Origin of the sequence: Haloparvum sedimenti (assembly GCF_001462205.1) — an archaeon.
GTDB classification, from domain to species: Archaea; Halobacteriota; Halobacteria; order Halobacteriales; family Haloferacaceae; genus Haloparvum; species Haloparvum sedimenti.
The window spans coordinates 35,177-47,365 of the sequence record NZ_LKIR01000042.1 but is presented as its reverse complement, the minus strand read 5'-3'; the positions used below and the strand labels follow the sequence as shown (position 1 = coordinate 47,365).

Sequence of the window (12,189 nt, the reverse complement as noted above, 5' to 3'; positions counted from 1 at the left end):
CGAACGAGCGGTAGTCCTCGTCGACGACGACCAACTTTCCGGTCTTGCGGACCGACTCCACGACGGTGTCGACATCCAGCGGGACGAGCGTCCGGAGGTCGATCACCTCGGCGTCGACCCCCTCGGCCGCGAGCGACTCGGCCGCCTCCAGGGCCCGGTGGACGTGCAGCCCGAGCGTGACGACCGTCACGTCCGCGCCCTCGCGTTTCACGTCCGCCTTCCCGAACGGGATGGTGTAGTCCGTCTCCGGGACCGGCGTCTTCGGCCCGTCCGGGGCCGGCATCCAGCCGATCCCCATCAGGCGCTTGTGGAACATGTAGACGACCGGGTCGTCGTCGCGGATCGCGTTGTGCATCAGTCCCTTCGCGTCGTAGGCGGTCGAGGGCACCACGACCTTCATCCCGGGGAGGTGCGCGAACGTTCCGTAGAGGGTCTGAGAGTGCTGCGCGGCGTCGTTGTACGTCCCGCCGACCGCGGCCGTGAGGACCATTGGAACGTTGACGTTGCCGCCGCTCATGTAGGTGTTCTTCGCGAGCTGGTTGTAGATCTGGTCCATCGCGACGCCGAAGAAGTCGACGAACATCAGCTCCGCGATGGGGCGCATTCCGGCCTGTGCGGCCCCGACCGCGGCGCCGAGGTACGCCGTCTCGCTGATCGGCACGTCCATCACGCGGTCGCGGCCGAACTCCTCGAGCAGCCCCTGCGTGCTGTCGAAGATGCCGCCGTAGTCGGCCACGTCCTCGCCCATGTAGAACACCTCGTCGTCGGCCGCCATCTCGTGGGCGATCGCCTCCACCATCGCGCGGCTCATCGTCAGCTCGCGGTCGACCACCTCGCGAGAGCCCGACTCGGCGGCGTCACTCATCGCCGCTCACCCCCGCCAGCTCGAAGTCGGGCTCGCTGTCGGTCACGCCCGAGGGCGGGTTCACGAAGACGTCCTCGTGGGCGGCCCCAGGTTCGGGGTGCGGCTGCTCCTTCGCCCACGAAATGGCCTCCTCGACGCGTGTCTCGGCGTCCTCGCGGACCTCGTTCAGCTCCGCGTCGTCGACGCCGCGGTCGCGCAGCTCCCGTTCGAGACGTTCGATCGAGTCGCGCGCGAGCGCGGCCTCCTCGTCCGCGTCGGAGCGGTACGTCTGCGGGTCGCCCATGAAGTGGCCCATGCGGCGGTGGACCTGCACCTCCAACAGCGTCGGACCGTTTCTGTCCCGGGCGCGACCGACCGCCTCGCCGGCGGCCTCGTACACCGCGACCGCGTCGTCGACGTCCACGCGGACGCCGGGCATGTCGAAGCCGTCGGCGCGCTTCGAGCCGTCCTCGACGTCCGTGACGCGCTCCTTCGGCATGCTGATCGCCCAGTCGTTGTCCTCGACCACGAACACGACCGGGAGGTCGTGGACGCTCGCGAAGTTCAGCGACTCCAGGAACCCGCCCTGGTCGATGGCCCCCTCGCCGAGGAACGCGACCGCGACCGCGTCCTCGTTGCGCTTTTTCGCCGCCAGCGCCGCGCCGGCCGCCGGCGGACAGCCCTGCGCGATGATGCCGCTGCACGCGAAGTTCACGTCGGGGTCGAACAGGTGCATGTGGCCGCCCTTCCCCTTGCCGAGCCCCGTCTCCCGGCCGAATATCTCCGCGGTCATGCGCTTCAGGTCGACCCCCTTCGCGATGGCGACGTGGTGCGGGCGGTGCGGCGCCGTCACGGTGTCGGACGGTCGCAGGTGGTGACAGACCCCGACCGCGGCCGCTTCCTGTCCGGCCGCGAGGTGAAGCTCACCGGGAATCGGCCCGGCCGAGATGTCGAACGCGGGCTGTTTGCCCTCCAGGTACTCCTCCTGAAGCCGCTCCTCGTACCGGCGGGCTGTCACCATGTCGGCGTACAGCTCGCGGAGTTTGGTTAGTGCTACCATTGCACGAAAACGTTCACATTCAATTATATAAGTTCGTTCGGGTGCTTCTCGCGAGGGTTCACATGTGAATCTCCGGATTGATGCGGGAGCGGGTCCTTCTCACACGCATGCCGAGCACGGACTCCGACGGCGTCCGCATCGACTACGCCGTCGACGGACCGCCGGACGCGCCCGCCCTCCTCCTGTTGGAGGGACTGGGATACGGCCGGTGGATGTGGGACTGGCTGACCGATGACCTGACGCCCGGCTTCCGGGTTATCAGACCGGACAACAGGGGAACCGGGGACTCAGAGACGCCGGGGGGGCCGTACACGATCGGGGAAATGGCCGCCGACGCGGCTGCGGTGCTGGACGACAGCGGACTCGACGGCGGCGACCGGGTCCACGTCGTCGGCGCGTCGATGGGTGGGATGATCGCCCAGCGACTCGCGCGCGACGACGACCGCGTCGCGACGCTGACGCTTCTGTGTACCACGCCGGGCGGTGGGGATGCGGTCCCGACACCGGAAGACGTGCTTGACCACATCTTCTCGGTTCCCGAGGGCGACGACGAGCGCGAGACGATCAGACACCGCATGAAGCCGGCCGTCTCCGACGACTTCTACGACCGCGAACCCGACCTCGTCGCGGACATCGTCGACGCGCGACTCGCGGGCGACGCGGGCCCGGAGGGGCGCGAGGCGCAGGCCGCGGCCGTCGGCGCGTTCGACGCGTCAGAGTGGGTCGGAGAGTTGCGCCAGCCCGCGCTCGTGATGCACGGCACCGCCGACCGCGTGCTCCCGTTCGAGAACGGCGAGTTGCTCGCCGAGGTCCTCCCGAACGCGACGTTCGAGGCGGTCGAGGGCGGGTCCCACCTGTTCTTCATCGAGGAGCGCGAGCGCGTGAACGACCGGGTCCGCGAGTTCCTGGAGGGGCATGTCTGAGAACTCGCCGCCGCGGCCCGGTGGCGGCCGCGAGGGAGGTGGCCGCGACCGCACCGACGACCCGCGACCGCATCCCCACGCCGCCCGCGGGTACGACTGGGTCGGCGACCTCGCCGGGCGCCGCGCCACCCTCTCGCCCGACCGTGTGGCGGTGAAGGACGCCGTGAGTGGCGAGACGCACACCTACGCGGACCTCGAGGAACGCGCGAACCGCACCGCGCGGTACCTCCGCGAGCGCGGCGTCGAGACGGGCGACCGCGTGGCCGTCGTCTCCCGGAACCGCATCGAGCTGCTGGACCTCTTCCTCGCGACCGGGAAGATCGGCGCGGTGCTGGCGCCCCTCTCCCACCGGCTCGCGGAGCGGGAACTCGCCGCGGTGTTCGGCGACGTGGACCCGACGCTGCTGCTCGTGGAGACGCCGTTCGTCGGCGACGCCATCGACGCCATCGAGCGCGCTGACGCCGAGCCCGCGGTGCGGTCGATCCCGAGCGACGGCGACAACGAGTGGACGCCCTACACGGAGGAGTTGCCCGACGACGGCTCGCCGGTCGACCGCCCCGAGGTTGCGCTTGCGGACCCCCACCTGTTCCTCCACACCGGCGGGTCCACCGGCGTGCCGAAGGAGACGGTCATCAGCCACGGCGCGATCCAGTGGAACTCCTTCAACACGATCACGGCGTGGGGGCTCCGCGAGGACGATGTGACCCCCCTCCTGTTCCCCATGTTCCACACCGGCGGCTGGAACGTGCTCACGGTGCCGTTCCTCCAGATGGGCGGGACGCTCCTGATCGCCCCCGAGGTCGACCCCGGGCGCGTGCTCCGGAACGTCGAGCGCGAGGGCGCGACGGTCCTCGTCGGCGTCCCCGCCGTGTTGCGGATGATGGCGAACCACGACGACTGGGGCGAGACGGACCTCTCGACGCTCCGGTTCGTCAAGAGCGGCGGCGGGCCGTGCCGCGAGGCGGTGATCGCCGAGTGGCGCGACCGCGGCATCGAGTTCTCGCAGGGGTACGGGCTCACCGAGTGCGGTCCGAACAACTTCGCGATGCCCGACGACTTCCCGCCCGAGAAGACCGACAGCGTCGGCGTCCCCGCCCTCGGCGTCGACGCCCGTGTAGTCGACGACCGCGGCGAGCCGGTCGGGCTCGGCGAGATCGGTGAGCTGGAGCTCGCCGGGCCGGCCGCGGGCGACCGCTACTGGAACAACGAGTCGGAGACGCGCGAGACGTTCGGCGACTGGGTGTCGACGGGCGACCTCGCGCGCGTGGACGAGGACGGCTACTACCACATCGAAGGGCGCAAGAAGAACATGTTCGTCTCGGGCGGAGAGAACGTCTACCCGCCGCAGGTCGAGGACGCCGTCGCCGACCACCCGAAGGTCGAGGAGGTGATCGTGATCGGCGTCCCGGACGAGAAGTGGGGCACCGTCGGCAAGGCGGTCGTGCAGGGCGACGAGTCGCTCACGCTCGCGGAGCTGGAGTCGCACCTCGCCTCCCGGGTCGCGCGCTACGCGGTACCGAAGGCGCTCGCGTTCGTCGACGAGATGCCCACCAGCGGCCCCTCGAAGATCGACCGGTCCGCCATCGCGGACCGCTTCGGCGCCGACGGGGAGGGCGGGGAATGACCGGCGACGCGGAGCGCCGTCACGCCGCAGACCCGGCGAGAGCGAGACGAGCGTCCGCGATGTGGGGCGATCCGCACCCGTCACACAGACTTATCACGGAGTAACGATATCGATCTGCCATGATCGACCTCACGATGGACATGGAGCAGTTCGACTGCCCGTTCATCGACACCAGCGCGGACCACGAGGTCGCATTCTCCACGATGCACTGGCAGCTCGACACGGCTGCCGAGCAGCTGGAGACCCGGCTCATCGCGGAGGCGCCCGACCGCTGGGAGCTCGACGCCGGGCTCACCGCGCTGCGCGAGCACCCGAACATGAGCGACTATCGGCTGTTCTCGAAGCAGGACGGCACCGCCGTGATCCGGACGGTGATCGAGGAGACGAACGCGATGTCGACGATCACGGGCCACGACGGCTACATCACCGGGCCGTTCCACATCGAGGACGGGTCGGAGCTGTGGCAGGTCGGCTTCGACGACGAGGCGACCGCGGAGGAGGCGGTCGTCGACCTCGAGAAGGGCAACGAGTTCGACATCGAGCGCCGCTCGGAGCTGGAGCTGGACCAGCTGTTCGAGATCATGAACCACGCGGACGCCGCTTCGACGCTGCTCGACGCCTGCCGGGACCTCTCCGAGGTGGAGGAGGAGACGATCACCACCGCCGCGGACGCCGGCTACTTCGAGTCGCCCCGAGAGGCCACCCTCTCGACGCTGGCCGACGAGTTCGACGTCTCGACCGCGGCCGTCTCCAAGAACATGCGCCGCGGCGAGAAGAAGTTGCTCCGGAGCGTCGTGCAGGCGCTGGAGGACCTGAACTGACCGCCGTCGCGGTTCGTGCGGCTACCCCTCGGTGGACGTGTCGTACAGCTCCTCGAACTCCGCCTCGCCGCGGATCAGTTCGTCGACACCCTCGGTGAGCGTCACCTCGCCGAACACCGTCGCGCGGTAGTAGGTGTACGTCCCGTCCTGCCCGCGTTCGGTGCGTTTCCGTTTCTCGACGAGGCCGACGTCGAGGAAGGCGAAGTCGTCGCGCTGATCGGGCGCAACGGCGTCGGGAAGACGACCACGCTCCGCTCGATCCTCGGCCTCACGCCGCCCCGCGAGGGGTCGGTTCGGTTCCGCGGCGAGGACGTGACGGGCGAGGAGACCCACGATATCGCCCGCCGCGGCGTCGGTTGGGTGCCGGAGGAGCGCCGGATGTTCACCCACCTGACGGTGGACGAGAACGTCCGGATCGCGACGCCGGAGTCCGCCAACGTGCCCGAGGCGTTCGAGACCGCCTACTCGACGTTCCCGGAGCTGGAGGACCACCGCGGCAAGGAGGCCGGCGACCTCTCCGGCGGCCAACAGCAGATGGTCGCCATCGCGCGCGGCCTCGTGGGCGACAACGACCTGTTGCTCGTCGACGAGCCCTCGGAGGGGCTGGCGCCGCTCATCGTCGAGGCGGTCGCGGACGCCATCCGGACCGTCAGCGAGGAGACGACCGTCCTGTTGGTCGAGCAGAACTTCCCGCTGGCGACGGAGCTGGCGGACCGGTACTACCTGCTCGACCACGGCACCGTCGTCGACGCGGGGTCGACCGAAGGGGTCTCGCGCGACGACGAGACGATCAGGAGGTATCTGTCGGCATGAGCGCGTTCAGGAGGTGTCTGTCGGCATGAGCGCGTTCAGGAGGTGTCCGTCCGCATGAGCGCGCTCGGTGCGGCCCTCGTGTCGGCCGACCTGCTGTTACAGGGCGGCGTCGTCGACCTCTTCAGCGGGCTGGTCGGCGTCGTGCTCGACGGGCTCTCGAAGGCCGCGCTGTTCGTCCTGATCGCCAGCGGACTCAGCCTCATCTTCGGGCTGATGGGCGTGCTCAACTTCGCGCACGGATCGCTGACGATGATCGGCGCGTACCTCGGCGGCGTCGTGATGGTCGTCGCCGTCACTGGCGAGACCGGCGGGCTGACGCGGCTGGTGCTGTTCTTCCTCGCCATCGCCGCCGTCTTCGGCGTCATGACGGCGTTCGGCGCGGCGATGGAGCGGACGATCATCAGGCCCATCTACGACCGCGCGCCGCTGTTCCAGATCCTGTTGACCTTCGGCGTCGTGCTCGTGCTGGACGAGGTGGCGCGGATCGTCGTGGAACTGCGGGGTATGCAGCCGCAGAGCGACTGGCAGGCAGCGCTCGGGACGGCCCCGGACTTCCTCGCGGCGTGGTACGAAATTGCCGGCGTGAGCATCCGCGGGCTCTACCTCTTCGAGGTCCTCGTCGGGGCGCTCGTCGTGACCGCCATCGCCGCCTTCCTCACCCGGACCAGATACGGGCTCTACATTCGCGCCGGTAGCGAGGACGCGGAGATGGCGCAGGCGCTCGGCATCGACATCAGGCAGGCGTTCACCGTGGTCTTCGGCGTCGGTGCCGGTCTCGCGGGCGTCGCCGGCGTGATGTTGATGTGGGATCCGCGATACGGCGCCTCGGTCCCGCTCGGGGTCGAGACGCTGCTGATCGGCTTCATCGTCGTCATCATCGGTGGGCTCGGATCGTTCAAGGGCACCGTCGTGGCGGCGCTTCTCGTCGGGTTCACCGACGCGACCATGACGTGGGTGTTCCAGAACCACGTCTCCTTCCCCGGGCTTCCGGAGATGGTGATGTTCCTCGTGCTCGTCGGGGTGCTCGTCGTCAGGCCGCAAGGCCTGTTCGGCCTCGCGGAGGTGGGCGGCCATTAGTCACCCCGCCGACGGCGCGGGCGACGCGTCGACTGAAGCGAACGAGTCGACAGGTGCGGCCACCGACGACCGCATCGACCGGCCGGACGGCCCGCGGGAGGCCGCGGTCAGCTACCTGCGCGACCACGTCGTCCACGCGGCGGTCGTCCTCGCGTTCGGGCTCTACCCGTTGGTGTACGGATCGTTGATCGGATCGCCGCTCGGCGACGAGTTCGCGGTGTTGCTGCCGCGCGTGCGGACGATGATCGCCGTCTTCTACGTTGGGCTGTTCGCGATGAGCTTCGACTTCGTGTCGGGCTACACCGGCTACCTCTCGTTCGGGCACGCGATGTTCTACGGCACCGGTGCGTACCTCGTCGTGATGGCCGCCAACGGCGCGCTCCCGCTCGTTGGGGCGGAGACCCCCTTCATGACGCTGCTCGTCGTGGCGGCGCTTCTGGGCGCGGCGTTCGCGCTCCTCGTCGGCTCCGTCTCCTTCCGGCTGACCGGCGTCTACTTCGCGATGGTGACGCTCGGCTTCGCGGAGGTGGCGCACGTGTTCATCCGGAACTGGGACCGCGTCTCCGACAACCCGCGCGACGGCGCCGCGGTCACGTCGCCGGACGGCTTCGCGATCGGCGTGCCGGGCGTCGAGGACCTGCAGTGGAGCATCGGTCGGCTGGTGGGCGACAGCGTCGAGAACGCCTTCGGGCTCGGGATCGAGCTCGGCACCGCGGAGCTCTCCTACTACCTGATCGGCGCGGTGACGCTGGTGTGTTACCTCGCGCTCCAGCGCGTGCTCCACTCGCCGTTCGGGCGCGTGATGGTCGCGGTCCGCGAGAACGAGGACCGCGCCCGAGCGGTGGGGTACGACACCTTCCGCTACAAGATGGGCGCGTTCGCCATCAGCGGCGCGTTCGCGGCGGTGGCAGGGGCGCTGTTCGCGGGATACCGCCGCTCCGTGGCGCCCTCCAGCACGTTCGACCTGTTCGTCACCGCCGACGCGCTGCTGGCGTCGATCATCGGCGGGTTCGGGACGCTCGCGGGCCCGCTGTACGGCCACCTGTTCCACGAGACCGTCGGCGACATGCTGACGACCGAGTCGGGCGGCCTCGCGCGCTACCTCCGCGAGACGCTCCCCGAGTCGCTGCTGACCGCCGACGTGGCCGGCATGGAGGTCGTAGCGGTCGTCAACGTCCTGATCGACGGCCGCGCCGAGCTCTACCTCGGCCTGATCTTCATCGCCTTCGTGCTGTTCGTTCCGCGCGGTCTGCTCGGGACGCTCCGAGACCGGCTCGGCGGGACCGTCGCGGAGGCCGCCGCCGAGCGGTTGCGGAGGTGGTCGCCGTGACGGCCGCCGTCGGTTCTTCTCGGTGGTGGTCGGCGTGACGACGGTCGGCCTCACGGGTCTCGGCACCTACGTCCCGGACGGCGTCGTGACCGGCGAGGAGATCGCCGCCGAGAGCGGGATCCCCGAGGCGGTCGTCGTCGAGAAAATGGGCGTCGTCGAGAAGCGCGTCTGTCCGCCGGACGCCGACCACGCCTCGGACATGTCCGTCGCGGCCGCGGAGGAGGCGCTCGCGGACGCCGGCGTGGCCGCCGCGGACGTCGACCTGCTGTTGTACCACGGCTCGGAGTTCAAAGACCACGTGGTCTGGAGCGCCGCGGCCGACGTGGCCGACCGGCTCGGTGCCGAGAACGCCTTCGCGACCGAGAGCTACACGCTCTGTGCCGGGGCACCGATCGCCGTCCGGCAGGCGGCCGCGCAGCTGCAGGTCGACCACGTCGACACCGCGCTGCTGGTGGCCGCGAGTCGCGAGGAGGACCTCGTCGACTACGCGAACCCCGACTCGTCGTTCATGTTCAACTTCGGGAGCGGCGCGAGCGCGATGGTCCTCGAGGCCGATGCCGGGGACGACGCCCGCGCGACGGTCCACGAAAGCGCCGCGAAGACCGACGGCTCATTCTCCCGGGACGTAGTGATGCCCGCGGGCGGGTCCGTCGCCCCGCCGAGCGAGGAAACGGTCGCCGCGGGCGAGCACGCCCTCGACGTGGCGGATCCCGACGGCATGAAGGAGCGGCTGGGTCCGGTCTCGCTCCCGGCGTTTCTGGATGTCGCGGACACGGCGCTGGATCGGTCCGGCTTCGCGCGCGAGGACGTGGGGTTCGTCGCGCTCACCCACATGAAGCGGTCGTTCCACGAGCGCGTGCTGGAGGAGTTGGGCGTCGATCCCGCCGAGGACGGCTTCTACCTCGACCGCTACGGTCACGTGCAGAGCGCCGACCAGATCCTCGCGGTCGAGGAGGGGCTCGAACGCGGGCGGATCGACGACGGCGACGTGGTGCTACTGCTCGGTGCCGGGACCGGCTACACGTGGGCCGCGACCGCGCTCCGCTGGCGAGCGTAGGCGACTCCGGGTGCTGCGCGCTCCCGGTCACTCGCTCTCGTGAAGCGCTCACTCGCTCTCGTGAAGCACCGAGAGCACGACCGCCTCCCCGGTGAGCACTGTTTCCTCCTCGCGGTCGGGGACCGCCGCGGTAGTCTCGACGCGGACGCGGTCGCCCCCGAGTTCCTCGACGACGGTCGCGGTCGCGACGACCCGGTCTCCCGGTCGCACGGGCGCCTCGAACGAAAGGTCCTGCGAGAGGTAGATCACGTCTCCTGGGAGCTCCGCGAGCGCGGCGCTGATGACGCCCGCGGAGAGGATTCCGTGAGCGATCCGGCCCCCGAACATCGTCTCGCTGGCGTACGTCTCCTCGGTGTGGATGGGGTTGTGGTCGCCGGAAATCTCCGCGAAGGCGTCGATCGCCTCGGCCGTGATCGTGCGCTCGGCGGTCGCCGTGTCGTCCGTGGTCGCGACGGGCATGTCCGTGTGAACGCGCTCCCGTCGGTTCAAGCCGGAGGTTCGACGCTGAACCTCCTGAACAGCTGATGGATCGATGTGGCTCTCGAAAGCGAGATGTGGCTCTCGAAAGCGAGATGTGGCTCTCGAAAGCGAGATGTGGCTCTCGAAAGCGAGACGCGCCGTTAAAAGTCGACGAGCTTCCAGCGCGAGTCGCCGATCTCGGCCGTGGAGCCGTCGGCGGGCGAGGCCGCATACACTTCGCCCTCGGAGTAGAGCTTGAACAGCGCGACTTCGGCCGCGTACGGGGAGACATCTTCTGCCTCGCTGGCGCGTTCGACGACCGCGGTTCCGCGGACGCCCGCGCCGTCGTCCTGATCGTCGATGACGTCCGCCACCGCGTCCTTCGCGGACCACAGCGAGGTGACGCCACAGGTCGGCTGTGCGGGGTTCCGCCAGTCGGAGTAGTGGTCCTCGAGTACCCCGCGGTCCTGAAGTCCGTCGACGAGTGCGCGGAGTTCCTCCTCGTCGATATCGAAGTGGCGGTCGACGACCTCAGCCACGAGGTCGGGAGCGACCGCGTCGTTGGAGCCGCCCTGGAGGTCGCCGACGACCCGAGCGACGATGCTCGGCGGATCCCGCCGCCAGCCGTCGTCCCGGCTCTCTGCGGCCATAGCTGGAACTACGTACCGCGGCCGTGGTTAAAGAACTTCCCCGGCGGACGGAACTGGCTCGACGGATGCAGCCGAGCGATCGAACGGAGTCGGTGAACGGACACACACACACCACCCTGCAAGTGTTCTTGGGGGAGGAGGGTGGGGGTGGGTGTGGTGTGGTGGGTGTGGTGGCGCGGGTATCGTCGACGGAATCCGTCGTCTACTGGAGAACAGAACTGAAAAGAAACGGGAGTAGAGTCTTATAAATCAGATGTATCTCCACACGAGATGACTCACATATAGTAGAAAACAGGAGGTACTGAGCCTCTACAGTCTGTTTCTCCTTGAGCTGATCCGGCAATAACACTACTGAACAAAAAGCATATAATAAAAATATAGATCTGATCCTGTAGTGTGTGTTGTGTGAAAAACCGAAGAAGAAGAGGAGATCCGGAACTCGGTAACTGTACGGTAGATGGCGTGAGCGTACAAATTCAGTAACTGTACGGTGGATCTCGGTTGCTCGTCTCCCATCTCATTATCCCCACCCCACCATCTCCCACCAAGAACACTTGCAGGGTGGTGTGTGTGTGTTCTATCGCCGGCCGCTCGAGAACAGTTGAAACACTTGTAGGGTGGTGGCGAGGATTTATGATGGACGAGTCGTATGGGTACGACGAATGGTCGAGACCGACGAGAATCCGTTCGAAGCCGAGGACCCCATCTTCGAACTGAAACAACCGCTGAAGAAGGACACCTTCGACCCCGACACGATCTTCCATCGCGACGACGAGATCGGCCTCTACATCAACGCCCTGCAGGACGTCGTCGTCGGCCACGATCCGAACAACGTCTTCGTTTACGGCCCGACCGGCGTCGGGAAGACCGCCGTCACGAAGTGGGTGCGCGACAAGCTGTTGGAGAAAGCTGACGAGGAGGCCGTTCCGCTGGAGGTCGTGGGACCGATAAACTGCCGCAACTACAAGTCCGCCTACCGGCTCGTCAACGGACTGGTTAACGAGTTCCGCGAACCCGAAGATAAACTCCCGAAGAGCGGATACAGCACCGACACCGTCTTCGATTTCCTCTACCAGGAGATCGAGGCCGTCGGCGGCAACGTCCTGATCATTCTGGACGAGATCGACAACATCCCGCCGGACGCTCGCAACGACTTTCTCTATGAACTTCCGCGGGCGGAGGCCAGCGAGAACACCCCCATCGAGGAGGCGAAGATCGGGCTGATCGGCATCTCGAACGACCTCAAGTTCGTCGACGCGCTGGAACCGAAGGTGAAGTCGACGCTGGGCGAGCGCGAGATCAAGTTCGGGCCGTACGACGCCAACGAGCTCCGCGACATCCTCGGCTACTACGCCGACATCGCGTTCAAGGACGGCGTACTCACGGACGACGTGGTGCCGCTCGCGGCCGCGTTCTCCGCGCAGGAGCGTGGGGACGTCCGACAGGGGCTGAAGATCCTGGAGAAGGCGGGCGAGTACGCCCGGATGGAGGGGTCACGCCGGGTCACCGAGGAGCACACGCGCCGCGCAAC

12 protein-coding genes and 1 pseudogene are annotated in these 12,189 nt (G+C 68.2%); 8 read left to right on the top strand and 5 right to left on the bottom strand.

Features of this window, described 5'->3' with window-relative positions:
* Together AN233_RS02455 and AN233_RS02450 are read right to left on the bottom strand one after the other, a co-directional pair.
* Positions 1 to 865, bottom strand: an 865-nt coding sequence (locus tag AN233_RS02455; protein ID WP_245625976.1) for an alpha-ketoacid dehydrogenase subunit beta, incomplete at its 3' end; no start/stop codon positions are given.
* The gene (locus AN233_RS02450) at positions 858 to 1,904 is read right to left on the bottom strand and encodes a thiamine pyrophosphate-dependent dehydrogenase E1 component subunit alpha (RefSeq protein ID WP_176696615.1); all 1,047 of its coding nucleotides are present in this window, start codon (positions 1,902 to 1,904) and stop codon (positions 858 to 860) included. The genes AN233_RS02455 and AN233_RS02450, both read right to left, overlap by 8 nt.
* Before the next feature lie 107 nt (positions 1,905 to 2,011).
* Here AN233_RS02450 and AN233_RS02445 point away from each other — a divergent pair, with 107 nt between their 5' ends.
* From AN233_RS02445 to AN233_RS02435, 3 genes are all read left to right on the top strand, one after another.
* Positions 2,012 to 2,827, top strand: coding sequence for an alpha/beta fold hydrolase (locus tag AN233_RS02445; protein ID WP_058365273.1), 816 nt, complete (start codon positions 2,012 to 2,014; stop codon positions 2,825 to 2,827).
* A complete protein-coding gene (locus tag AN233_RS02440; RefSeq protein WP_058365272.1) occupies positions 2,820 to 4,451 on the top strand; it encodes an AMP-binding protein in 1,632 nt (543 codons plus the stop codon). The genes AN233_RS02445 and AN233_RS02440 overlap by 8 nt, the downstream gene beginning before the upstream one ends.
* 119 nt (positions 4,452 to 4,570) lie before the next feature.
* Entirely contained in the window at positions 4,571 to 5,272 is a 702-nt protein-coding gene (locus tag AN233_RS02435; RefSeq protein ID WP_058365271.1) for a helix-turn-helix domain-containing protein, read from the top strand.
* Positions 5,273 to 5,293: 21 nt separating this feature from the next.
* Here AN233_RS02435 and AN233_RS02430 read toward each other — a convergent pair.
* Positions 5,294 to 5,467: pseudogene (locus AN233_RS02430) on the bottom strand (ArsR family transcriptional regulator); the annotation flags it as partial.
* Between AN233_RS02430 and AN233_RS02425 the strand changes: the two are divergent.
* The 4 genes from AN233_RS02425 to AN233_RS02410 all read left to right on the top strand — a co-directional run bounded on the left by AN233_RS02425 (position 5,420) and on the right by AN233_RS02410 (position 9,549).
* On the top strand, positions 5,420 to 6,085 hold the full coding sequence (locus AN233_RS02425) for an ABC transporter ATP-binding protein (protein WP_058365279.1): 666 nt from the start codon (positions 5,420 to 5,422) through the stop codon (positions 6,083 to 6,085). The pseudogene AN233_RS02430 and the gene AN233_RS02425 sit on opposite strands and share 48 nt — an antisense overlap.
* Before the next feature lie 54 nt (positions 6,086 to 6,139).
* Positions 6,140 to 7,162, top strand: coding sequence for a branched-chain amino acid ABC transporter permease (locus AN233_RS02420; RefSeq protein ID WP_058365270.1), 1,023 nt, complete (start codon positions 6,140 to 6,142; stop codon positions 7,160 to 7,162).
* Positions 7,163 to 7,331: 169 nt separating this feature from the next.
* A complete protein-coding gene (locus AN233_RS02415; protein ID WP_394326197.1) occupies positions 7,332 to 8,492 on the top strand; it encodes a branched-chain amino acid ABC transporter permease in 1,161 nt (386 codons plus the stop codon).
* Between the two features lie 34 nt (positions 8,493 to 8,526).
* Positions 8,527 to 9,549: a 3-oxoacyl-ACP synthase gene (locus tag AN233_RS02410; protein WP_058365277.1), complete on the top strand. Its 1,023-nt coding sequence runs from the start codon at positions 8,527 to 8,529 to the stop codon at positions 9,547 to 9,549.
* A 48-nt stretch (positions 9,550 to 9,597) separates the two neighbouring features.
* Here AN233_RS02410 and AN233_RS02405 read toward each other — a convergent pair whose 3' ends face one another.
* Together AN233_RS02405 and AN233_RS02400 are read right to left on the bottom strand one after the other, a co-directional pair.
* Complete coding sequence (locus AN233_RS02405; RefSeq protein ID WP_058365269.1) at positions 9,598 to 10,008, bottom strand: MaoC family dehydratase; 411 nt, start codon at positions 10,006 to 10,008, stop codon at positions 9,598 to 9,600.
* A gap of 161 nt (positions 10,009 to 10,169) precedes the next feature.
* A complete protein-coding gene (locus AN233_RS02400; RefSeq protein ID WP_058365268.1) occupies positions 10,170 to 10,658 on the bottom strand; it encodes a hypothetical protein in 489 nt (162 codons plus the stop codon).
* Positions 10,659 to 11,320: 662 nt separating this feature from the next.
* On the opposite strand from AN233_RS02400, the gene AN233_RS02395 reads away from it, so the two are divergent.
* Positions 11,321 to 12,189: Cdc6/Cdc18 family protein (locus tag AN233_RS02395; RefSeq protein ID WP_058365276.1), on the top strand; the 869-nt coding region annotated here is incomplete at its 3' end.